The organism is Cyclobacterium xiamenense, assembly GCF_009467825.1.
Taxonomy (GTDB): domain Bacteria; phylum Bacteroidota; class Bacteroidia; order Cytophagales; family Cyclobacteriaceae; genus Cyclobacterium; species Cyclobacterium xiamenense.
This window is the reverse complement of the sequence record NZ_WIOK01000037.1, coordinates 1-23,394: the sequence shown is the minus strand read 5'-3', so window position 1 is coordinate 23,394 and position 23,394 is coordinate 1. Positions and strand designations below refer to the sequence as shown.

Annotated in this window: 20 protein-coding genes and 1 rRNA gene; 13 read left to right on the top strand and 8 right to left on the bottom strand. The window is 48.5% G+C overall.

The features are described 5' to 3' along the window. Positions 1–45: 45 nt before the first annotated feature. Entirely contained in the window at positions 46–948 is a 903-nt protein-coding gene (locus GCU44_RS20135) for a M28 family peptidase (RefSeq protein WP_154859080.1), read from the top strand. On the opposite strand, the gene GCU44_RS20130 is transcribed toward GCU44_RS20135, so the two are convergent. The 3 genes from GCU44_RS20130 to GCU44_RS20120 form a co-directional block, all read right to left on the bottom strand. Continuing rightward, positions 938–2,650: a capsule assembly Wzi family protein gene (locus GCU44_RS20130; RefSeq protein WP_154859078.1), complete on the bottom strand. Its 1,713-nt coding sequence runs from the start codon at positions 2,648–2,650 to the stop codon at positions 938–940. The genes GCU44_RS20135 and GCU44_RS20130 overlap by 11 nt on opposite strands. A gap of 7 nt (positions 2,651–2,657) precedes the next feature. After that, positions 2,658–3,338: a hypothetical protein gene (locus GCU44_RS20125; protein ID WP_241685044.1), complete on the bottom strand. Its 681-nt coding sequence runs from the start codon at positions 3,336–3,338 to the stop codon at positions 2,658–2,660. A 142-nt stretch (positions 3,339–3,480) separates the two neighbouring features. Beyond that, positions 3,481–5,952, bottom strand: a complete 2,472-nt coding sequence (locus GCU44_RS20120; protein WP_241685043.1) for a bifunctional UDP-N-acetylmuramoyl-tripeptide:D-alanyl-D-alanine ligase/alanine racemase — start codon at positions 5,950–5,952, stop codon at positions 3,481–3,483. Between the two features lie 194 nt (positions 5,953–6,146). Here GCU44_RS20120 and GCU44_RS20115 point away from each other — a divergent pair, with 194 nt between their 5' ends. Both GCU44_RS20115 and GCU44_RS20110 read left to right on the top strand, forming a co-directional pair. Continuing rightward, entirely contained in the window at positions 6,147–6,512 is a 366-nt protein-coding gene (locus GCU44_RS20115) for a hypothetical protein (RefSeq protein WP_092170365.1), read from the top strand. Positions 6,513–6,621: 109 nt separating this feature from the next. Further along, complete coding sequence (locus tag GCU44_RS20110; protein ID WP_154859076.1) at positions 6,622–7,461, top strand: sugar phosphate isomerase/epimerase family protein; 840 nt, start codon at positions 6,622–6,624, stop codon at positions 7,459–7,461. Between the two features lie 79 nt (positions 7,462–7,540). Here GCU44_RS20110 and GCU44_RS20105 read toward each other — a convergent pair whose 3' ends face one another. The 4 genes from GCU44_RS20105 to GCU44_RS20090 all read right to left on the bottom strand — a co-directional run bounded on the left by GCU44_RS20105 (position 7,541) and on the right by GCU44_RS20090 (position 12,506). Beyond that, entirely contained in the window at positions 7,541–8,107 is a 567-nt protein-coding gene (locus tag GCU44_RS20105; protein WP_154859075.1) for a hypothetical protein, read from the bottom strand. A 408-nt stretch (positions 8,108–8,515) separates the two neighbouring features. Next, on the bottom strand, positions 8,516–8,887 hold the full coding sequence (locus GCU44_RS20100; protein WP_154859073.1) for a hypothetical protein: 372 nt from the start codon (positions 8,885–8,887) through the stop codon (positions 8,516–8,518). 74 nt (positions 8,888–8,961) lie between these two features. After that, entirely contained in the window at positions 8,962–11,145 is a 2,184-nt protein-coding gene (locus GCU44_RS20095) for a S9 family peptidase (RefSeq protein WP_154859071.1), read from the bottom strand. 122 nt (positions 11,146–11,267) lie between these two features. Further along, entirely contained in the window at positions 11,268–12,506 is a 1,239-nt protein-coding gene (locus GCU44_RS20090) for a CehA/McbA family metallohydrolase domain-containing protein (protein ID WP_154859069.1), read from the bottom strand. A gap of 154 nt (positions 12,507–12,660) precedes the next feature. On the opposite strand from GCU44_RS20090, the gene GCU44_RS20085 reads away from it, so the two are divergent. The 4 genes from GCU44_RS20085 to GCU44_RS20070 all read left to right on the top strand — a co-directional run bounded on the left by GCU44_RS20085 (position 12,661) and on the right by GCU44_RS20070 (position 17,374). After that, entirely contained in the window at positions 12,661–13,107 is a 447-nt protein-coding gene (locus GCU44_RS20085; protein ID WP_154859067.1) for a PA2169 family four-helix-bundle protein, read from the top strand. Positions 13,108–13,230: 123 nt separating this feature from the next. Next, entirely contained in the window at positions 13,231–14,568 is a 1,338-nt protein-coding gene (locus GCU44_RS20080) for a M16 family metallopeptidase (protein WP_092170345.1), read from the top strand. 19 nt (positions 14,569–14,587) lie between these two features. Then, positions 14,588–16,636, top strand: a complete 2,049-nt coding sequence (locus GCU44_RS20075) for a M16 family metallopeptidase (protein ID WP_154859065.1) — start codon at positions 14,588–14,590, stop codon at positions 16,634–16,636. A 24-nt stretch (positions 16,637–16,660) separates the two neighbouring features. Then, a complete protein-coding gene (locus tag GCU44_RS20070) occupies positions 16,661–17,374 on the top strand; it encodes a peptidase, M16 family protein (RefSeq protein WP_154859063.1) in 714 nt (237 codons plus the stop codon). A gap of 102 nt (positions 17,375–17,476) precedes the next feature. Here the strand turns inward: GCU44_RS20070 and GCU44_RS20065 are convergent, their stop codons facing one another. Then, the gene (locus GCU44_RS20065; protein WP_154859061.1) at positions 17,477–19,120 is read right to left on the bottom strand and encodes a M61 family metallopeptidase; all 1,644 of its coding nucleotides are present in this window, start codon (positions 19,118–19,120) and stop codon (positions 17,477–17,479) included. Between the two features lie 116 nt (positions 19,121–19,236). Here GCU44_RS20065 and rpmH point away from each other — a divergent pair, with 116 nt between their 5' ends. The 6 genes from rpmH to GCU44_RS20035 form a co-directional block, all read left to right on the top strand. After that, the gene (gene rpmH, locus GCU44_RS20060) at positions 19,237–19,395 is read left to right on the top strand and encodes a 50S ribosomal protein L34 (RefSeq protein ID WP_092170336.1); all 159 of its coding nucleotides are present in this window, start codon (positions 19,237–19,239) and stop codon (positions 19,393–19,395) included. Positions 19,396–19,438: 43 nt separating this feature from the next. Beyond that, the gene (rnpA, locus tag GCU44_RS20055) at positions 19,439–19,819 is read left to right on the top strand and encodes a ribonuclease P protein component (protein WP_154859059.1); all 381 of its coding nucleotides are present in this window, start codon (positions 19,439–19,441) and stop codon (positions 19,817–19,819) included. Then, positions 19,812–21,479: a S41 family peptidase gene (locus GCU44_RS20050; RefSeq protein WP_154859057.1), complete on the top strand. Its 1,668-nt coding sequence runs from the start codon at positions 19,812–19,814 to the stop codon at positions 21,477–21,479. The genes rnpA and GCU44_RS20050 overlap by 8 nt, the downstream gene beginning before the upstream one ends. Positions 21,480–21,675: 196 nt before the next feature. Further along, positions 21,676–22,365 carry a tRNA (adenosine(37)-N6)-threonylcarbamoyltransferase complex dimerization subunit type 1 TsaB gene (gene tsaB / locus GCU44_RS20045; RefSeq protein WP_154859055.1) on the top strand — a complete coding sequence of 230 codons (690 nt, stop codon included), beginning with the start codon at positions 21,676–21,678 and terminating at the stop codon, positions 22,363–22,365. Further along, on the top strand, positions 22,362–22,880 hold the full coding sequence (locus GCU44_RS20040) for a DUF2480 family protein (protein WP_154859053.1): 519 nt from the start codon (positions 22,362–22,364) through the stop codon (positions 22,878–22,880). The genes tsaB and GCU44_RS20040 overlap by 4 nt, the downstream gene beginning before the upstream one ends. Positions 22,881–23,307: 427 nt before the next feature. Then, a 16S ribosomal RNA gene (locus GCU44_RS20035) occupies positions 23,308–23,394 on the top strand; the annotation flags it as partial.

Here is a 23,394-nt window from a genome sequence, read left to right as displayed (position 1 = left end):
TAGTATTTTCACGAATATACACAAGCCAACGTAAAAACTTCCTGTATGAAAACGATTACCCCGCTTATTTTATTACTTTTTTGGGCTGCTCCCTACCTGGTTTTTGGGCAGAATATTGACCAAAGTCGCCTGCTGGCCGACATGCGCACGCTCTCCTCGGATTCGATGGAGGGCCGGGCTCCGATGACCGAAGGAGGTCGTATGGCAAGGGAATACATCCGGGAGCGATTTGAATCCCTTGGCCTTGGTAGCCAGTTTCCGGGATATCGTCAGGAGTTTGTGCTGGATGCAGCCAAAGGAGCGGAAGGCTTAGGGGTAAATATCCTTGGTTTTATTCCCGGATCTGCTTCGGCCGAGATTATTTTGTTACTGGCTCACTACGACCATCTCGGAAAAAAGGGAGAGGCAATTTATAACGGAGCGGATGACAACGCCTCGGGAACGGCGGCCTTGCTGGAGATGGCGGCTTATTTTTCCGAAAATCTGCCCCGGAATTCCTTTCTCTTTGTGGCCACGGATGCGGAGGAAAAAGGATTAGTGGGGGCAAGGGCATTGCTCAGGGACTTCCCTTTTCCACTGGAAGAGGTCAAAGCGGTGGTCAACATGGACATGATCAGCAGAAGCGATGACCGAACCCTGTATGCGGTAGGTACCCGTTTTTATCCGCAATTTCGCCCCTTTCTTGAGGCTGCCGCCGGAAGGTCTTCCATCCGACTGGTGCTCGGAAACGATGGAGGGGCCGGCCAAAAGGATTGGAGTAAAGCATCGGACCACGGACCGTTTCACGAGCGAAATATCCCGTTTATTTATTTCGGCGTGGATGATCACAAGGATTACCACCAACCCACCGATACCTTTGAAAATATACAGCCCGATTTTTACGTAGCTGCCTGTGAATTGATTTTGGATACCCTCCTTGGTATGGACCAGGAAATGGCTAGCGAATAAGGTAGGAAATTCCCACCTGAGCCACAAAGGTCTGCTGGTCCAATCCGGGCACGAAATAGATTTCCGGGTGATTTTCCAGGTACCATTTGTAATTGAGGGTGTTTACGTATTGAAATTTACCCGCAACCAACAGGTTTTGAAAACGCCATTCGGCAAGTAATGAGGGAACGATGTCCACGTACTTCCTGCGCCAATCTTTGATTTCCTCAAAGCGCTTGTAGTAAAAATCATTGTTGTGGTTGATGTATTCCAGGGCGAAGCCCAGGCGGTTGAATCCCTTCACCCAGGCGGCGTCCAGCGAAAGTACGTTGCTACCCGGGCCGTAGCCGAAGCCAAGTACCTGGCCTTTGTGGGTGTACCCGTGTCGGACGTGGGGATGCGTGTACCAACTGTTGCGTGCCAGAATCACATCCCGGATCGTTTGCCCCGTTTGCGTCATTTCCATGCCGATCTGGAAAAACTCATCGGTTCTTTTTAATGGGATCAGGTTCGAAAACCCCAGCGTAAAAGCCCGGTTTTTATCCGGATTGATAAGAAAGTCGTACAAGGTTCTGCTATTCCCATTGGAACCGTATTCCCCGTAAAATTCAAAGTGACCATTGGTGTCTATCCATCGAAAGTATCCTGCACTCAGCTGGTTTCTTTTGTCCACATCGGGTCTGGAAATACTTTCGGGTCCTTTTTCTCCATTGAAAACCGGTAGGTAATCGGCCAGTTGCTGCATGTCGGTATGGTACATTTGCGATACGGAACTAAAGCCAAGAAACAATCCCGGTAGCCATTTGGGTTGGTAACTAAGCACCAGACCGGATAGGTAGCGCCAGTCCTCCTGCGGTCGTTTGGGCACATACAGCGGCGTGTTCGCGTATACATAGTTATCGTGAGGGGGGGCAAAGCCCGAATCCTCGAGCCTGCCGGCTATGAGCTGTCCTTCGAAGCTGCCGAAAGGCGTTTGAACCGGTTTTCGGGTGTTCAATGTTAGGTGGAGAAAACCCGGCGCGTGGTTACTCATCAGCAGCGAAGCATTCCTTCCCGGACCCCACCAAAGGTTTTCGTTGGAAACTCCCAGAGAGACCTCCCCGAGATTTAGGCGGATGCTGCTTTGCCCCAAAGAAAGGTAGGTATAGGGGGAACCACCGAATCGCTCGGGAATATCGGCCGTGTTCAACCACTCGTAATACTGCAGCCAGGTGCTACCCCAGTGGTCCAGGGGAAACCCCTGGAAATACTGATTGCCTGCATGCATGACTTCCGGCTGGAGTTGAATACTCAAAGGGCCGTATTCGAAATAGAAGCCGGCGTTGAACAGGTATTGCATGCCCCTGTTGGGGATCATGGGACCGTCGTTGATACCAAATCCGTACCCTTCATTGAATTGCGTCCGAACCATTACCGGTAATACTTGAAAGCGCCCTTTGTTGTCTTTGGTACGAAAATTAAACTCCGATAGGTCCTCATCCGTAAACGTTTCGTCCAGGTCCATTCCATTGGAGGTGCCAAAAGCTTCCTGCGGATACAGGGGGCGGATCATAAAACTACTGCTTTCGGAAAGGTTACCCAACAACTGCTGCCTACGCATGTACTCCCCATAAATTGGCAGATTCAAGCTGACACTTTGACCCCATGCAACAGGAACGCTTGCCCATAAATTTAGCAGAATAAAACCAGCGGTCGCAAAAAGGGTGGAAAGACGGTTGCTCATATGCGTTTTAATTTACAGTCATGGTACTCACCTGAATTCGTGCAATGGACCAGCTTTCGTCACAGACAGGGTCGGGTGCGTTTTCTTGTTTCAGCTCATCCCCACAGACGAGTTCCAATTCGCTCTCGGTGTGGTGAATTATTCTGGTAATTTGGTACCTGCTGGTCCAGCCTGGCGTGGTACTGTATTGACAGCGACCGGGAAGATCGGTAGTCACGGCCCCGGTTTTTGGCTCATAAAACCGGGGATACGCATCCGGATAAGATTGGTACAGGCAGTAGGTGGATTCGCAAGGGCTGTTTGAAAAGGTGGTACGCAGCACTTGTGTACCATCCAAATTCATGTACCAGAAATCCGGGCCACCGATGTTGTCCGGATTTCCATCCCAGCTATCGTGCAGCAATAATTCGATTGTGACCTTCAGCGCATTGTGAGAAGGAAGATCCGGTAGTCTTAGCAATATCTCTTCGTTGTGAAAATACCCCAGCACCGTATCACCGTTGAAATCATAGAGCCGGCCTTTTTCAAAATACACCAAATCGGACTCGGCAAAATCATTGTCGTACACCAAAACCTCTTCCAGCAGGCTATCCTCGCAAGAAAAGAAGCTCGTAAGGATAAGGGGCAAAATCCATAGAAAGGCTGGTTTTTTAGCCGTAAAGGGTACTTCCATCGGGGTTTTTTTCAACGATTTGGTTAGACTGGCTCAAGTTCGAAGTAGGCCCTTGGATTGTTAGCGTGACCAATCCGGGACGTCTTTCAAAGTACCTGACAAATAAACAAAAATATATCCAATTCCTCACGACTAAATGAGCGAATCGGCCGGCCGTTCAATCCAATACGTACAGCCGTTTCACACGCCTACCGATCCCTGTCAGCAGTTCGTAGGGGATGGTTCCGATGCATTCCGCGAGTTGTTGCAAGCTAGGGTCCTCTCCGAAGAGCATCACTGCATCTCCCTCGCGTACATCCATTCCTGTCACATCGACCATGCACATATCCATGCAAATGGTGCCGATGGTGCGGGCCTTATTTCCTTTGATTAGGACGTAGGCCTGGCCGTTGCCAAACCGGCGATCGTACCCGTCGGCGTAGCCGATGGCAAGGGTGGCAATTTCCCCGTCGGCATGCATGCGCCCCCTGCGGCCATAGCCGATGGTTTCGCCTTTTTTAAGTTTCCTAACCTGGGAGACCACCGTTTTCAGCGATACTGCCGGCTGTAGTTTTTCTTGTTCCATTCCGTTGATTTCTACACCAAACAGGCCGATTCCCAGCCGTACCATGTCCAGGGCGTATTCGGGAAAGCGAATGATGCCGGCGGAATTAAGCACATGGCGAAGCGGTCGGCATCCCAATCGTTGCATGAGGAACCGACTCCACCGGTCGAATAAGGCCAATTGCTGCCGGCTGAAGGCTTCGTGAGCGGCTTCATCGGCTGCCGCCAGGTGGGAAAACAAGCCGGCCATCTGTATGTGCGGGTGCTGCTGTAGAAGTGTAACGGTAGCTTCCAGGTCCATTTCCTCCATGCCCAGGCGTCTCATGCCGGTATCCAACTCCAGGTGGATGGAGAGGTTTTCTGTAGCGGTATCGGCCAATTCCCTCAATGTTTGTAAGTCGTAGACGACCGGTTCCAGCCGATAGCGAAGCAGCAGGTCCAGGTGGCGAACGGCCGAATTCATCACCATGATCGGCAACTCCACACCCCTTTCGCGGAGATATACACCTTCGTCCGGGTAGGCCACCGAGAGGTAGTCGGCGCCTATCTGTTGCAAGTGGTGGGCGATCTCCGCCGACCCACTTCCGTAGGCAAACGCCTTCACCATGACCATTACCTTTGTGCCCGGTTTTAGCTGTGCCCGGTAGTGGTCAAAATTGTGCCGAAGGCAGTTCAGGTTTATTTCCAGTACCGTGTCATGTACCCGGGCTTCCAGCGCCCGTACCACGCGTTCAAAGTGAAAGGCCCTGGCTCCCTTAACCAAAATCAGGTCCTCCCGCAGATTGAGTTCAGACAGGCGTTCTAACAAGGTATCGGTATCTGGATAAAACGCACGTTGCTCCGGGAATATCCCTTTATGGGAATCGAAGTTCTTCCCTACGCCCACAAAACGATCAATGCCGTAGTGCGTTATCATCCGGGCAATGCGCTCATGGACTACGGATTGCTTTCCTTCCTGAAGCATTTCCGAAAGGATAAGAACTTTTTTTCCTGCCGGTTTTCCCTGCTGGTTCATAAACTCCAGGGCGATTTCCAAACCGGCGAGATCGTTGTTATAGCTATCGTCCAGGATGCGGCAACGGTTTATTCCTTGCTTCGCGGTAAGGCGCATGTCAACGGTATGGAGCAGGTCCAACCCTCTTTGCACGGATTGGGCCGACATGCCCAATACCAACCCGGAAACGATCACGTGGCGGATATTTTCCAACGAAGCCGGATCCCGGAAAGTGGTGGTAAAGGTGTACGTGCTTAGGTCGTTTCCAAGCAATAGTATTCGGCTCCCCTTTTTTCCATCCGGTTTGACCGTAAGCATGTAGTCAGCGCCGGGTTTTTCGGACCAACTGATCCGTACCTCCGGTGGAAAGTGTTGTTCCAGGTATCCACTGATTTTTTCTACATCTTTTCGGTAGATGACAAACCGGCAACCGGCGAAAAGCACACATTTTTCGGCGATTTTTTGTTCCAGATTTTCAAAGTTTTCGTCATGGGCCGTTCCGATGGTGGTAAAAATTCCCAGCCTGGGTTGGATGATCGCTTCCAGACGTTTCATTTCCCCGGGTTGGGAGATTCCTGCTTCGAGCAGGGCCACCTGATGGCTGCTTTCCATTCCCAACACAGATAGCGGAACACCAAGTTGGCTGTTGTAACTTTTGGGGCTTTTCCAAACCCGGTAATTTTCGGAAAGCACCTGGGCCAGCCATTCCTTGACGATGGTTTTGCCATTACTACCTGTAATGCCCACCACCATACCTTTAAACGCGTGTCGGTTCATCTGGGCCAGGTCCTGCAATGCCCGCAGGGGATCCTGGCAAAATAGCAGGTTGGACCCGGAAAGGCTGGTTTGGAGTTCCGGGGATTGAGCAGCCGCCGGGAGTATGAAGTTTCTCACCTGTTGGCGGTAGGCGTCGGCTGCAAAATGCCAGCCACTGCGGCGCGTTCCCTCTAGCGCAACGAAAAGGGTAGAGGTGCCGTTTTGCACGTTTCTCGAATCGATTGACACCCGCTGGATTTGGGCCGGAGCAGATCCAGGCAGGTAGTCTCCGGAATGATTTACCGAAAAAGCATTGAAATCGATGGGCTCAATCATGGAAAAATGGATTCATTTTTTGGTACACAAGGGGTAGCAATACCCGGCGCTTTTTACCGGCTGTACGGCCAAACGACCGTCCGGCAGGTTAAAAGGATTCACGATAATCCTTTGCAATCCAACGAATTTTTCAGTATTTTTGAAGTAAGTTCTCGTTTCTAGGGATTGATTCTTTATCCAAAACATGGCTACCGGTGAATTTACGAAATATACTTCTGAAAATTAGTTTAAAATTTTTATTTGCAGGACTAATATTCTGCGCTCTTGCCGTATCTACTGCCAGTGGACAGACAGCGGAGGAGCGTATTCTCTCGGATAAAGAGAGAAAAGAACTTCCCTATCATCCGCAAACTTCCGAAAACCAGGTGGATAAATCAACCAAACCTTCGGGAGACCGCTCATTTTCGGGATATACCAGGGAAGAAAACACCACGAAAAAGCCAAAGTACAAAGAAATGGGCGAACGGGAAAACCTTACCGGAGAGGCTTCTTCGGAAGAGGTGTCTACGCTGTCCTTTAATATTTTTTTGTACGTCCTGGATCGGTTCAAAGAGGACTAAGCGAAGATAACTGCCGTAGCATTCGTTGTTGACTTGTTGCGTTTTGTTTCCGGGATTTTTTATATTCACGAGGCGTAGGCGGATTTAAATCACCAGTAAACCCAGAACCATGAATAAGCCCCTCCTTTTACTCGTTTTTGCTACCTTGTTGCTCGTGGAGTCAACGAGCGACCTTCAAGCGCAGAAAATCGGCCTTCAACTTTACAGTCTTCGGGAGCAGATGAAGACGGATGTAGAAAGGTACCACCAACTCATCAACCAATGGGGCATTCGCTATATTGAAGGTGGGGGAACCTATGGATTGAGTGAAAAAAAATACAAGGCACTTTTGGAAAAATACGGGCTTCAGTTGGTAAGCGTGGGAGGTACTTTTGAGGAAATGCGGGATAATCCGCAGGCGGTCATTGAGCGGGCCAGGTTTTTTGGCGCTAACTACATCGTAACCTTTTGGATTCCGCATGCGTCCGGTAGTTTTGGCGAGGTAGAGGCAAAAGAGGCCCTGGAGGTTTTTAATCGGGCGGGGAGGATGGCAAAGGAGGCAGGCCTCACGTTTTGCTACCATCCGCATGGGTACGAGTTTACGCCTTACGAAGGAGGAACCCTTTTTGATTACATACTGGAAAATGCCGAGCACTTCGCTTTTGAAATGGATGTTTTCTGGGTGAAAATGGCTGGAGCGGACCCCCTGGCACTATTGAAGGCGTATCCGGATAAGTTTCCCCTGCTACACCTAAAGGACCGCAAGCCAGGCACTCCGGGCAGCAGCGACGGAACGGGAGACAAGCAGTCCAATGTGGTGTTGGGTGAAGGAGACATCGACGTGGAGGGCATCATCCGGCACGCCAAAATGGCTGGTACCGATTACCTGCTCATCGAAGACGAGTCTTCCCGATCGGTGGCCCAAATTCCCCAATCGGTCTATTTTATTCAGTCGATTTTAGCGGAATAATTCCAGGAGCGTGGAAAGAAAAAGGCCGGAGCGCATTGGCAGTCCGGCCAGGTCAATCCAGTTTCAGCTTGTAATGATTTTAGTCCAGGTAGAGGTAGGAAGCACGACCGTTTGCATCCTGTACGCGGAGGTAAATGTCCTCCACTTTCATAAATTTCAGGTGGTACTTTTTCGAAAATCCGCCGGTTTCTTCAATGGTGTCCGAGGCAATTCGTTTGTGGTTTTGGTCGTAGATGGTGATCCGGGTTCCGGGTTTTTTTACGCCCAACATTTTTAGGGAAAAGGTCTTTTCATCCAAAACCTTGGCGTAGGCCATCGGGCGCCGTGGTGCGGGTTTTTTGCTAGCCACCCCGTAGCGCACGGATTCCTCGCCGGTTTTGATCTCCACGTCATACGTTCCTTCGGGGACCTCCGTCAAGTTGTAGGGAATCGTTAGTGGGCAATCAACCTGATAGCGGTCTTTTGCGATCAATTTTCCATTGGGATCGTAGATCGAAACGGTCAGGGGACCTATGGCAGCTGCCAATCGAAGCGTAAATCGCTGCCCTTCTTGTTCTATTGAGGCGATTTCCATCAGGCTTTTTTCCGAGGCCATACTTCCAACGACCAGGCCGAGGGTGAGTACGAGAGTTGCGAATGTTTTCATGATTTTGTGCATTTAATGGATAGTCTGTTTTCCTCTCTTGCTACCAATGCCATACCACGAAATGCGAATAAAAGAGCCCCCCGCCTGCGACGATAATTTCCACACTGGAGTGAAACCTTTTTGCCAACCACTTGCCGCGGAAAGTGTGTCGAAAGCGGACGTTTGATGCAGGAGTTGTCTGAAAATGAGACGGGTTTTGAGAAAAAAGTCCCTTCCAGCAGGCTAAGTTTTGTAAAAAAAAGCAACCGGAATTTTTTAAAAAATGATTAATGTAAACGGATTATCACGGTTTTGGATCGGAAATTACGTCCACTATCGAACAGGTATCGAATGGAAGCGAACACCGGATAGTGAAAAGCAATGTGGGGGCAGGTACGGTCAATGGAATGAAAGGCCCTTTTTGCCAATTCAATTTCGCAGGGGTTTTCGCCTGCGTTTGTAGCCGCCTTTTTTTCTTTTGCTACTCGTATAAAAATTGTAAAGGAAATTCAAGGCCATAAGCGTAATGGTAAGCGGGATGAAAAAGGAAGGAAGCATGTTTTTGATTCCTAGCAAAATAAACAAGGCCGCTATGATGCCAACTTTAAGGGAGGTGTAACTTTCCGGAAAGCTGCCACCTATCAAAATCAGGCTGGCGATTTCCGTTACAATCAGTAAAAGAATCATCCAGGTAAAAAGGGTATGCGTAGGAACGCTGCTCCCAATGAAATACCAGGCAAGGAGGCCGATAACAGCGATTAGGCTCAGGGTTTGCAGGGAGGTGTGGATAGTTTCTTTCATACGACAGGTTTTGGTAGGGAATATAGCATTATTTCACTGAAAACCAAAAAACAGGCTGTGGTACATTCCATTCTTTACAGCTTATTTTTGACATAATTTGTCATCATTCGGTACAGATGCCAGGTGGTATTCCCTCCATAAATGCCGTGGTTGCGATTAGGGTAATAGAAGGTGTCCACCTGCTTATCAGCGGAAATGAGTGCATCAAGCAACTCCACGGAGTTTTGAAAATGAACGTTGTCATCGCCGGTTCCATGAATGAGCAGAAAATTACCTGTAAGTTTATTTACATGCGTGATTGGACTGTAATTGTCGTATCCTGCCGGATTGAGTTGCGGCGTCTGTAGGTACCGTTCGGTATAAATGGTATCGTAATACCTCCAGCTGCTCACCGGGGCGACGGCTATTGCGGTTTTAAAGACGTCGTGACCGATCATGAGCGCTAACGAAGACATGTAGCCCCCATAGGACCATCCCCAAATACCGATTCGTTCGCTGTCAATATAGGGCATGGAGGCCAGGTACGTAGCGGCCGCTAGCTGATCCTGGGTTTCCAGCTTACCTAATTGGCCGTAGGTGCTGTGTTTAAACGCCTTGCCCCGACCACCAGTGCCTCGGTTATCCACACAGGCCACCACATACCCTTCAGCAGCCAGGTGTTGGTGCCACCAATCGCGGGTTCCTCCCCAGGAATTCACCACATTTTGGGAACCGGGTCCTCCGTAGACGTAGAGTAAAAGCGGATATCTTTTTGCTGGATCAAAGTGCGCAGGCTGAATCAAGTAGCCGTTTAATTCGGTGCCGTCTGGGATGGAAAAGGAGAAAAATGTCTTCGGACGGTAAGCATAGGTTTGCATCTGCTCCTGCAGTTCGGTGTTTTCTTCGAGCGTTTTGAGTAACCGGCCTTTGGCATCCATTAGTCGGGTTTTTAGCGGTTCAGCTACCGAACTGTACGCATCCACAAAAAACCGATGGTCCGGACTCATGCGTATGGCATGGGTACCGGACTCGGGGGTAAGTAATTTTTTATCCCGCCCCTCCATGTCAATGGAAAAAAAATGCCGTTCAAGTGGAGAGATTTCGGTGGAAAGGTAATATACTTTTTTCTGCTCCAGGTCCACCCCGACCAGCTGGGTTACTTCCCAATTTCCCTGTGTGATTTGCTGGATTTGGTTTCCCTCCAGATCGTACCGGTAGATGTGTTTGAAACCGTCTCTTTCGGAAGTGGTCAGAAACCCGTTTTCCTCGGGAAGGAATATAAAATGGTCGTTGTAATTCAGGTCCACATAGGTTTCCGAGGTTTCCGTTAGTATGGTCTTTGTCGTTCCTGTTTTGCTGTCAGCGAAAAGAATATCTTTTTGGTTTTGAAGCCGGTTAAGCCGCACAATGGCCAGCGTTTGGCTGTCGCTGGCCCAATACATGCGGGGAAGGTACTGATCCGTTTCCTCGCCTGTATCGATAGGCTGGGTGCGTCCCTGTTTCAAGTCGTGAACCAAAACGCTCACTTCGGCGTTTTTTTCGCCTGCTTTGGGGTATTTAAACAGGTAGTTTTCCGGATACAGGTCTCCCCACAGCTGCATGGAAAATTCAGCAACTTCCCGTTCATCAAACCGAATAAAGGCCAATTTGCTTCCATCCGGCGACCATTCATAGGCTTGGGCCATGGAAAACTCCTCTTCGTACACCCAGTCGGCAGCACCGTTTCGGATGGCATTGGTTTCTCCGTCATCGGTTACCTGCACCCGAATGCCGCTACTCAATTCTTCGTAGAACAAGTTGTTTCCTTTTACATAGGCCACTTTGGAATTATCCGGAGACAGACTTGCATACATGATTTTCTCTCCGTTTTCAAGTTGCCGTGTTTGACCCGTTTGCAGGTTAAGCAGGTGGTACACGGCCTTGCTTGACCTACGGTAAATGGACTCTACCTCCGACGCCAAAAGAGCCATGCTTTCGTCCGGATTGAATGCATAGAAATCAAAATCAATGCCCAATTTTCTTCCGTCAATTAATCGCCGGGATTCTTCCCCTGTCTCCAGATTTACCTGCACCACTACCGGAAACCCATCCACGGTTTTCATGGCGCTGTAAAAGCGTCCGTCCTTCATCCAGTTGATACCGTCTACGGTTTTTGGGCGGAACGCGGCTTCCTTAAAGACGTCTTCCAGGCTAATTTTTTTCTGATTTTGAGCAAAAAGCGGGGAAAAACTCAGGAAAAAGAGAAGCAGACTAATCGAATTTTTGAGTTGTTGTGACATAATTCCGTAGGTTTAACGCAGGTATTTTCTTCCCGGAAAGTTCCTGCAGGGCCATTACCTGATTACTTACTACAAACGAGGTGTTTTTGTTTTCCGGATGAGGGGCTACGTCTGATTAAGAATTATGGCTTTTCGTTTTCTGAATCGGAGGGACGTACGGGTTGTGTCCATGCTAACTGGTAAGGCATATTCTCCACTGGATTTACCTGTGCTTCCGAAGAGGTGATCTTGCATCGGACAAACAACAGGTCCTCTTCGAGTTCGAATGTGGCTGCATTACCCCGGACGGTTTTCAGCACACGCGTTTTCTTTTCTCCAGTGTTGCAGCCAATAAATTCCAGGGTATAGCTTACTCCCGCTTTGGGTTTTGCCCGAACCTCCAATTGGTTATCCGCAAAATGGACCTCCTCCAGTTCTACACCGGTAGACGCGTAGAAATCTCCCATTTCCAGGGCTTCAATCAGTGCACCTGCGGTCAGCTCTCCTGCTTTCACCACTACCCAGCCTCGACCGGAATTGGCCAGTTTGGAGGATTGTTCGTGGTAGCTATGGCTATCGTCGGTGGCCAGACCAAACAGCAAGGGCTGCCCTTTTTCCAGGTAGGCGATGTTGATAAAATCCCACATTTCTTCGTAGCCAATACGGGTGGAATCCCCCAGGTTATTTACTGCTGGATGGCCGTTATAAACTTCAAAGAATCGCTCTCCTTTGAGCCGAATCATGTCTTCCAGCGTAATCGCCCATCGAAAATTCGGATGGTTGATATGTACGATCATGGGCTTTCCGGATTCCTTTCGTTGTTCCAGGACGGCATTGATGTTGTTTTGCAATACTTCCACCACACTTCCACCTTCCCGGGGCTGTATCAATTGGTCCAGGTTGGTTGCATTTAGGTGCAGGGGTTTGCCTTCGTATCCGGCCGAGATTTCTTCCGCGGGCAGCAGTAAAAAGCGTTCCGCTTCCTCATAAAGTGGCGCGTATTCGGCGAAGGTTTTTAACTTCACGCGCAGGGTGTCGCCGTTCTCTTCATAATTAACCCAGGAATCCCCGTAGTCTTTCAGGTAGTTTTGAAAGGCATTTCGGTACATGCTATCCTGACGGATATTGACCCATTTTTCACCTTCCTGAAAAATATTGTGGTCGGAAAGCGCGACAAATTGGTACCCGTTTTCTTTGTACCAACGCATGATTACTTCCGGGAATTCGTCTCCATCACTCCAATACGAGTGCGTATGTAGGTTTCCCTTGTACCAGTTTTTGCTTTCCGGTATTGCGGCATCCTTTGCTGCACATCCGGCGATTAGGAAAGAAACAGCCAGTCCCAGCAGGGGTAGGCATGCGTAGTGTTTGCTTTTTTTCATGTTTTTTGAAGCCAAAAGAAGAAGTCATTTACCCGTGGTGAAGATATCGAATGTAGGGGTAAAATCAAACCTGTATACCAGCTTATCCGTCTCAGCATAGGTAGGACCAACGCATTTTGGTATATTTACTGTTTATTAGTTATTTTACCTAGCTATGGCGATTCAACAAAAATTAATAAATTACTTAAACCAACTATTAAAACATGCCCACGACAGCATCAAGGGATATAAGGATGCCGCCCGAAACCTAACGGAAGGTTCGTTGAAGGATTTCTTTATCGAACGGGCCAGAGAAAAGATGGTATTGCGGGATGCGCTTGTGGAAGAAATATACCGTCTAGAGGGCAAACCGATAGAGGCGGGTAGTTTTTTGAATCTTTTTCAGCGTTCCTGGAAAAACTTCAAGACCTCCCTGGACCACGATAATGAAAAGGAAATCGCAAAATACTGCCTGGAGGAAGAGAAAAAGGCCATCCACGACTTTGGTGTTTTGCTTCGGAATCCCGAACTCGTATCGGCCGATTTTTTCACCGTTTTGGAAGCCCAGCACGATAAAAACCTTGCTGCCTCAAAAGCGTTGATAGAAAGAATTAAGGCTTGAGATCGGGCCTTCATGTATGCCCTTGTTTTTACCAGGTGATCGTACCCTTAACCTTTTTCTTTGGGGAAGGTTGCACATAGTGAATATCGTTAACAACCAGAAACCATTATACTCGCTTATCCTATGAAAAAGTTTTCTATTTGGTTGGTCTGTGTTTTTCTAACCCAGACCTTGGCACTAGGCCAAACTAAGATTGATTTTCGGGAATTTTCCCTGGAAAATGGCCTGCATGTAATCATGCATCGGGATAACCAAACGCCAATTGTGGTGACGTCGGTTCTCTACCATGTAGGTTCCAAAAACGAAGACCCCGAGCGTACCGGCTTTGCACACTTCTTTGAACATTTGCTCTTCGAAGGATCGGAGAATATCGAACGAGGAGAATACACCGAATTGGTGGAAAGCAACGGCGGTGCGTTGAATGCATTCACAAGTAACGATATCACGTATTATTACGAGTTAATGCCGTCCAACTACCTGGAACTGGCGCTCTACCTGGAGAGTGAGCGCATGTTGCACGCAAAGATCGATGAAGTGGGATTGGAAACCCAGCGGGAGGTGGTAAAGGAAGAAAAACGACAGCGGTATGATAACCAGCCCTATGGAACCATCCTGCCGGAAACCCTGGCAAGGGCTTACTCCAAACACCCCTACCAATGGGCACCCATCGGGTCTCTGGATCACCTGAATGCCGCGAGTCTGGAAGAGTTCATGCAATTTTACAAAGACTTCTATGTGCCAAACAATGCCATCCTTACCATTGCAGGTGATATCGATTACGATCAGACCGAGGAGTGGGTCCGAAAGTACTTTTCGGAAATCCCCATGGGCAAAGGAGATATTTACCGTCCGGATGTCAAAGAACCCCGCAAAGAGGAGGAAATTCGGGATGTAATCTACGACAATATTCAGATCCCCGCCATCATTCAGGCCTATAACCTCCCTCCTAAAAATCATCCGGATGCCTATGCCATGGAGATACTATCCACTTACCTGACCGGAGGAAATTCCTCCCTGATGACCAAAGAGCTGGTAGACAAGCAGCAAAAGGCCTTGGTTATTGCGGCCATTCCGCTGGATTTGGAAGATGGAGGCATCTTTATCATGTACGGGATTACCAATATGGGGGTGGAGCCTGAAGATCTGGAGAATGAGGTCGATCGGCTGATTCGACAGGTTCAGGAAGAAGGCATTTCGGAAGACGATTTTCAAAAGATTCAAAACATCCTGGAAAATGATCTGGTGAGTAAAAATGCGACCGTTGAGGGCATCGCACAAAACCTGGCGGAGGCCCGATTGTTTTACGGGGACACCGACTACATCAATCGGGAACTGGAAAAATACCGTGAGGTCAGTCGGGCAGACATACAACGCGTGGCCAGGGAGTACCTCACCTTGGATGGACGAGTGGTCTTGTACTACCTGCCCAAGTCCCAACAGCCCGAAGCCTTCCAAAAATAATCCTTAAACGCTCAAAACCATGAAAAACGCATCGCTATTTCTTTTTGCATTCTTACTTTTCGGGGTTGCTATTGCACAAGTTGACCGGTCGGTTTTGCCTGAGCCCGGACCTGCGCCTTCGATCGCCTTTGAGGAGCCGGCTACCTTTACGCTGGACAATGGGCTGCAGGTCTTTGTGGTACCCAATGATAAATTGCCCCGGATTGCTTTTTACCTGATAGTGGATCGGGATCCGCTCTTTGAGGGGGATAAAGCGGGATTAACCAGCTTTGTCGGAGACATGATGATGGCTGGTACGCAATCCCGAACCAAGGATGAGCTGGACGAAGCGGTGGATTTTATCGGCGCCTCGTTGAGTGCAAGCTCCACCTCGGTCTCTGCCTCATCGCTAAAAAAGCATCAGGATAAAATTCTCGAGTTGATGACGGATGTGTTGTACAACCCCGTATTCCCTGAAGAGGAACTCGAAAAACTAAGAAAGCAGACACTCACCTCGTTGGCCTCCTCCAAAGACAGCCCCGATTACCTGGCCAGTGTGGTCTCAAATGCGGTAGTTTATGGAAAGGACCATCCCTATGGAGAGCCCATGACGGAGGAAACAGTGGCGAATGTGAGCTTGGAAGACGTTCGTCAGTACTACCGAACCTTTTTTAAGCCGAATATTTCTTACCTGGCCATGGTGGGAGATATTGAGGAAAAGGAGGCGAAGAAAATCGCAGAAACCTATTTTTCCTCCTGGGAAAAAGGGTCGGTGCCCGAATTTGACTATGCGAAGCCCAGGCTTCCAGAGGAAAATAAAGTAGCCCTGCATGACCGCTCCTCTGCAGTACAGTCGGTCATTCAGGTTGCTTACCCGGTAGAGATGGATTTGACCAATCCGGACTACCAGGCTACCCGTGTGTTGAATTTTATTTTGGGAGAGGGATTTAATTCCCGTCTAAACGGAAATCTGCGGGAGACCAAAGGATACACTTATGGCGCCCGGTCCAGTTTTGGATCGGATAAGCTGATCGCCCGGTTTTCTGCAAATACTTCTGTGCGGAATGCCGTGACCGATTCGTCCGTGTACGAAATTCTATATGAGATTCGAAACATTGCAGAAAACGGAATCACGGAGGAGGAATTGAAAACAGCAAAAGCTAATTTGAGCGGGAGATTTGGCCGGTCACTGGAAAACCCCAATACGATCGCCACCTTTGCAATCAATACCGCCCGCTACGGGCTTTCCGACGATTTTTACAGCAACTACCTGAAGCGACTGGAAGCACTCACCGTGGAGGAAATCAACGCTGCGGCCCGCAAGTACATGAAGCCAGAAAATCTCTACATCACCGTGGTAGGAGATGGTTCGGAGATTAAGGAAGGTCTAGCCCGTTTTGGAGCGGTGGAAATGTATTCCAATAAAGGAGACAAGGTGCAGGAAATCAACCTTTCGGATGCCGCTACTACGGCGGCTGATGTGCTGGATCAGTACCTGGAAGCGATAGGAGGGGAAGCGGCCGCTTCAGCAATTCAGTCTGCGAAAATTGAAATGTCTGCGGAGGTGCAGGGAACCAAGTTGACGCTGACAGCCCTACACGACATGGAAAAGCAGCGCATGGTTCAAAAGGTGTTGATGATGGGCAACGAAGCGTCCAAGACCATTCTAAAAGATGGGGCGGCCACGGTAAGTGCCATGGGCCAATCGCAAACCCTCACTGACGAGCAATACGAGGACGTGAAAATGGCATCCCTGTGGCTGATACCTGAGTTGTACTACGAAACGATGGGGTACACCCTGGAACTTGATGGAGCGACGGATATTGAGGGGGAAGCCGCCTACAAACTGGTGGTAAGTAATCCGACTGGTGGTAAGGTGATCAATTATTACAGCATGGACAGTGGGCTTAAGTTGAAAAGCGAAAACCAGATTTCCGGAGAAACTATCTATTCGGATTACAAGGAATTTGAGGGCGTAAGGATCCCGGTGAGCATGACGTTGAAAAGTCCGATGATCCCTGTTCCGTTGAATTCCAAGGTGGAAAATCTCGAAATAAATGTATCTTTGTCCGATCAGGATTTCAATTGATTTTAACGTACACGGACTGTTTGCATGAAAAAAGCTATTTTTCTGTTTCTCACGGCCGGTTTATTCGGTTCTCTGTTTTCGGTAGCAAGACCCTACCAAGATCACACACCTCCTGCAAAGACGCCAAAGGAAGTATTGGACGCCTATGTGGAGGCCATTGGCGGTGCGGAAAGAATCAGACAGATAAAGACCTTGGTTTTGGTTATGGAGGCAGAAGTACAGGGCATGACCGTGGAAATGAGCACGGTTCGGGATGTGGTAAATTTGCGGCTAATGCAGCAGGTAGTGATGAACGGAAATGTCGTTCAAAAAACCGTCGTGAAGAACAATGAGGGCTATATGAGTGCCATGGGGCAGGTTCAGTCCCTACGTCCGGAGGAACTCGAAACCTTGAAGACCAATATTTATGCATTTCCCGAGTTGCATTACGAGGAGATGGGATTTTCCATGAAAATGGGCGAAAATACGCGTATCGATGGAGAGGAGGCCTATACCCTTCACGTTACCAATGGTGAGGGCCTGGAGAGTGAGGAATTCTTTAGCGTAAAGACTGGCTTGAAGCTGAAAATGATGACAGAGGTCGCCGGGGATGTAGCCTTCAGTGATTACCAGGAAGTGGAAGGTATTTTATTTCCCATGAAAGTCGCCATTTCCAATGCGGTGTTACCGGTACCGCTGGAGACTCGATTGATCGATATACAGATTAATCAAAAACTGGATGATTCCTTGTTTGAGTAGTTGCCAGCATCCGTGCTGAGTTTATATAAAAAAGGCTGTCGCTCAATCCGCGACAGCCTTTTTTTATGCATGGGGAAATTCCCTAGTTTATTGCGGATGGCGTTAGCGGCGTACAAACGTTTCGAATAGCTCAGAGGATTCGGTGATTTGAATGCGGTAGCTTACGAAATACGCCTGGCCCGATTGCGGTAGTACGACCTCTTTCTTTTCTCCCCACCGCCGCAGGGAAAGGCGTAGGCCGCTATCAGTGAATTTGTACGACAGAATCAGGTCCTGAAGCATAAGCTGATGAAAAGCGGGTGACTTTGGATGGATTCGGATGATTTTGCCATCGGATGCCGTTTTTAATCCGAATTCACTCTCCAGGCGGTTTTCTTTTTTTACAGGCCGAACGGTTATTCCGATGGTTGGCAATAGGGATTCCAAAAGGGGAAACAGGTTTCCGGTGCCCCACACGTACTCTTTAAAAAATTCTTCCATCTGTCCGGGGTTTTCCGACAGCTCGCACAGCACATCCAGGTAATCTTCCAGGCCATAGCCAACTTCGGGCTTGCCGTATTTCGTCCACATGATTTTCATGGCCTGATGCAAGCCTGTTCCCTTTATCAGCAGCATCAGGTCCAGCGCCAGGCTGAGTAGTGCCCCGTGGGTATAGATGCTTACTTTTTTATCCGGGACCCCGGCCTTGTACCCGTCTAGCCAAAGGTCGAAGCTGGAGGCAGCAATGGATTGATTTTCCCAACCCAGGGTCTCAAATCCCCGATCGAAAAGCGTTTCCAGTTTGGAGAGGTACGTCTGCGGGGAATAATACCCGGATTTTAGCAGGTAAAAATCACCCATATACGTGGTCACTCCCTCGGCGACCAATCCTTCCGTCAGGTAAGCTTCCCTGGAAAAATCATAGGGAGCTATCGCCCGGGGCCGAATACGGCAGACATTCCAAAAATGGTACAATTCGTGGGAGCAGATGCCCATCAGTCGATCCATCCCAGTGCTGCTGCCGAGGAGGCTGTCCGGCCCCAGGGTAATGACCGTAGAAAACCGGTGTTCGACGCCATGGTAATGGGGGAAGGGGAGCAGCAGGAGTAGAAAGTGGTAGTCGCTAGCCGGGAACTCGCCAAAATCTTCCACTTGCTTATGGGTAAATCTCTCGAAATGATCCAGGACTTCATCCCAATCGAAGCAAACCTTTCCTTCCACCCAGAGGTGAAAGGTGCTGCCACCAAGCCGATAGCTGCGGTGTTCCAGTTGCGCTGAAGCAAGCAATGGGCTGTCCACCAACTCCTGGTAGTTGCCCGCCTGAAACAATTGCCCGCCCACCTGCTGAAGGGCACAGCCAATACGGTAGGTTTCCGGCAGGATGACCTGCAAGTCAATCGGTTCATCTTCTCTACCGGAAACCGAAAATGCCAGGTTTATAAAATTGATGTAAAAGGTATCCGGAGACACCCAACTGCCTCCTGCATCCAGCTGGGCCGCGTGAAATGCATACCGAACGCAGTAGGTACCCGAAGAGGTGGAGGTAAATGCCCACCGATCTTTGGTCAGCTTTTCAGTAGCAATCGCACCGTCGGGACCGATAACAACAAGATTTTTCAGGTATTGTGCATAATTTGCTATTTCGTAGCGTCCGGGTCGCCAGGAAGGTAGTTGCAGGGACAGGAGTTCCCTGGTATCACAGTAGATTTCCAGACAGATTTCCACAACCTGAGAGGTTGGAATGGGGACGGAAAGCGTATATTTCATGCATTGTATGGATTAGGTCTTAAACAAAAGTAAGCCACCCGTTTGTAAATAAAAAAAACCTATCTATCTTTGCAGTCCTTTTAAAATAAGCGAACGCGTAGTTAAAGATAGCAATAATGAAAAGAACATTTCAACCTTCCCGCAGGAAAAGAAGAAACAAGCACGGTTTCAGAGAAAGAATGTCCACTGCCAATGGCAGGAGAGTACTTAAGGCAAGAAGAGCAAAAGGCAGGCATAAATTATCGGTTTCTTCCGAGAAGACGCTGAAGAAATAATGCTTTTTTTGCTATCTTTAGTGGATAGATCGGTTTGTTTTACATGACGGATTGTACATTTTCAAAAAGGGAAAGGTTACATTCCAAAAAGTTAATAAAGGAACTTTTTGCTAAAGGTTCCTCTTTTTTTTTATACCCGTTTAAGGTCATTTATTTGAATCAACCCAATGACGCCACGCATCGGCTATTGGTATCCGTTTCGAAAAAGAAACTTCGACGGGCGGTGGACCGAAACTACATTAAGCGGAGGGTGAAGGAGGCGTACCGTCTGAATAAATACGTGTTGGAGGAGAGAGGGGTGCCAAAGAAACTTATAGCGTTGATTTACGTATCTCAGGACTTGATGGGGTATCGCGAGATAGAACCAAAGTTGAAAAAAATCCTGCATAAAATTCCGGAAGCAAAAAATCCTACGAATGAATAACGTGAAACGAAGTAAAATCCTGTTAGCCACCTTCCTTCTGGCGGGAGTGGTCGTCACCTTGTTTTCTTTTTATCCCAAAAATGACAAGCTTTTTAGTATTGCCAAGAACCTGGATATTTTTGCTTCGCTTATTAGAGAACTGGATTCCTATTATGTCGACGAGATCGATCCCGACGAATTGGTAACGGTGGGGATTAATGCGATGCTTGCTGAATTGGACCCGTATACGGAATACATTCCGGAAGAAGATTCGGACGATTTTCGGATGATGACTACCGGTGAATACGGTGGAGTTGGCGCAGTAATCGGCAACAGACTGGGGATCAACATGATCTTGATGCCCTACGAGGGTTTTCCCGCGCAACGTGCCGGGCTTCGGGTCGCCGATGAATTGCTTCGGGTAGATACCGTGCAGGTGGTTGACAAAAACACCGGAGAAATCTCGGCCTTACTGAAGGGACCAGCGAATACCGAAGTGGAAGTTGAAGTCAAACGCGGAGAAGATACGCTGACGTTTAACCTTACGCGTAAGAAAATAGTTATCAGCAACGTACCCTATCACGGGATGGTTGACGAGGAAACGGGCTATATCAAGCTTTCCGACTTTACCACCAACGCGTCTACAGATGTGATTCAGGCGGTACAAGCCCTTAAAGCAAACGGTGCCACAAAACTCATACTTGATGTACGTGACAATCCGGGAGGGATTTTGAAAGAGGCGGTAAAAATCGTCAATATTTTTATTCCGAAAAGGCGAGAGGTCGTAAAAACGATCGGCAAACTGGAAAGTGTTAATGCAACCTATGCTACGGAATTATCCCCTATCGACAAGGATATTCCATTGGTGGTGATGATCAATGAACGAAGTGCCTCTGCCGCCGAGATTGTTGCGGGAGCACTACAGGATTACGATCGGGCGGTGCTGGTCGGGAGGAAATCGTTTGGCAAAGGATTGGTGCAGAGCACGGTGCCACTCTCCTACAATTCGCAGGTAAAACTTACCACGGCAAAGTATTACATTCCCTCCGGGAGATGTATTCAGGCTATCGATTACAGCTTGAAGGACGAAGAAGGGAATGGGAAGTCAGTGCCTGATTCCTTGCGTATCGCCTTTAAAACCAAAAATGGGCGAACAGTTTTTGACGGTGCGGGGATTGAACCGGATGTTGAAGTAGATTCCCGTAGTTTCGCGCCGATTACCTACAGTTTGGTAACCCGAAGTCTGATTTTTAGGTTTGCGAATGAATTTGCACTAAGTCGTGAATCCATTCCCGCTGCGCGGGAATTTGAGGTGAGCGAGGAGCTGTACCATGAATTTGTGGAATGGCTTCAGGACAAAGAGTACGATTACGTTACCCGGGTAGAAAAAACCATCGAGGATTTGGAGAGGTATGCCGAACGGGAGAAATATTTTGAAGAAATTCGAGACGAACTGGCATCGTTGAAGGAGCGGGTAACTCATAGCAAGGAGCAGGACTTGATTACATTCAAGGAGGAAATCAAAGATGCCCTCAAAGATGAAATAGTCTCCAGGTATTATTATCAGCAAGGGATCATTGAAGGATCCCTTGATACAGATGCTGAATTAACGAAAGCGGTAGAAATACTGGGGGATACGGAGCTTTATGCGCAAATCCTATCGCCGAAATTGCGCGAATAATGCGTGAAGTAGCCCTGCTAAGTTGTTTGAAGATAGCAAGGGGAGAGATCATTGGTCGGGCCTCAGGCAATCCGGATAGGGGATTGCAGTTGACCCTTTTTTTACCTGGCGATAACCGTGGCTAATCTGTTTTGAGACGTTGGTGGATTCAGTTAGTTGGGGATAACGGGTGACAGTTCCCGATGCAAAGAAAAGGATGAGTAAAATACTTTCCATAGAAACATCCATCGCTATTTGTTCGGTGGCGATTCACGAAGGCGGCCGATTGGTGGGACTGTTGGAATTGCATCAGGAAGCCGTACATGGGAGCAAATTGGTGCCCTGTATCAAGAGCTTGATGGAGCATTCCGGCTATGCGATGGGCGATCTGGATGCGATAGCAGTGGCTGAGGGCCCCGGGTCGTATACAGGCTTGCGGATTGGCGTTTCCACGGCGAAAGGGCTGGCCTATGCACACGACCTCGCGTTGATTGGGGTGAATAGTTTGGATGCGTTGGCAAGACAGGTGATGTCGGAAATGGACCCGGGCGATTTTGTGATTCCGATGATTGACGCGAGGCGCATGGAAGTGTATGCCAAAGTACTGGACCACGAAGGAAATTCGCTGGTGGCTACGCGTCCGGAAATACTGGACGAAAACGCTTTTCGGGAGTACCTGGAACAGGGGGCCGTCTATTTTGTGGGGAATGCCAACGAAAAGGCCAGAAAATGCCTGGAATCCCCTCGGGCTGTCTTTCGGGACTACTTAAATGGTGCCCGGTGGGTAGGGGAGATTGCTGGCGAGAAATTTGTGCGGGGTGAGTTGGCAGACATTGCCTATTTTGAGCCGAACTACTTAAAGGAGTTTATGGTTCTTAAGTCGAAGAAAAATCCATTGCTGTCATGAGTGAAATTAAAAACAGGGTGGCAAGTAGCCCCATCGTAACCATTGATCTTGAATCCTTTTATGAAAAAGGGGACCGGATACTTTTTGATCTGGAGCCTTTGCTTTTTCAGGGCCTTGTGGTGAAGGAAAAAGAGTTTCGTCAGCAGGTGAAGGAATTGGATTTGTCGGTTTATGCAGACAAAATGGTCGGGATACATTGTTCCGTTGATGCCATTATACCGACCTGGGCATTGATGCTGGTGGCAGTTCGGCTTCGGGAGGCTGCCCGGGAGGTAGTGATTGGTGATTTGAAAGACCTGGAAATTCATTTAATGGCGAAGGCACTACGGCAGCTCGATCTGGAGGCATTGAGAGATAAGCCGGTAGTGGTGAAGGGTTGCAGCAAATTACCCGTACCGGACTATGCCTACGGTGAGTTGGTGCGATTGGTGCTACCGGTCGTGAAGAGCTTGATGTTTGGAGAAGCCTGCAGTACGGTTCCCGTATACAAACGGCCAAAGGTGCAAGGGAATTAAAGTAAAATAATCGTGCTGGTTTTCAGGTTTTTTGGGTGCTGGGGCAAATAAAAACGGGTTCCAGTTTGGCTAAATCGTAAAAGAGGTCTATGTTTGCATTCCCATTCGGAAAGAGCGCCGGAAAGGAGTCCGGAAAAGCACGTTTTCCGGCACAAAAAGTAAAAAGTAGCGTAAAGTTTTCCGGGAAATTTTCCACCTTTACATTTGAATATTTGGGATTTTAATCCGACATTTGCAATCCTGTTTGCGCCAAATTGGCGAAAAAGGGATTCGAAAATGATTCGGCAAATGGGCGAGTAAGTTGCCTGTAACGTTCTTTGAAGTAGTGTAAGACAGCATTAATGATTCTGACAATTCGATTCAATTCGAACTGGAATACTATCGTGTAACTAAATTCTTTCGAGAGTTCGTTACACAAACAAACTTTACAATGGAGAGTTTGATCCTGGCTCAGGATGAACGCTAGCGGCAGGCCTAATACATGCAAGTCGAACGGGATTGTTGACTTCGGTTG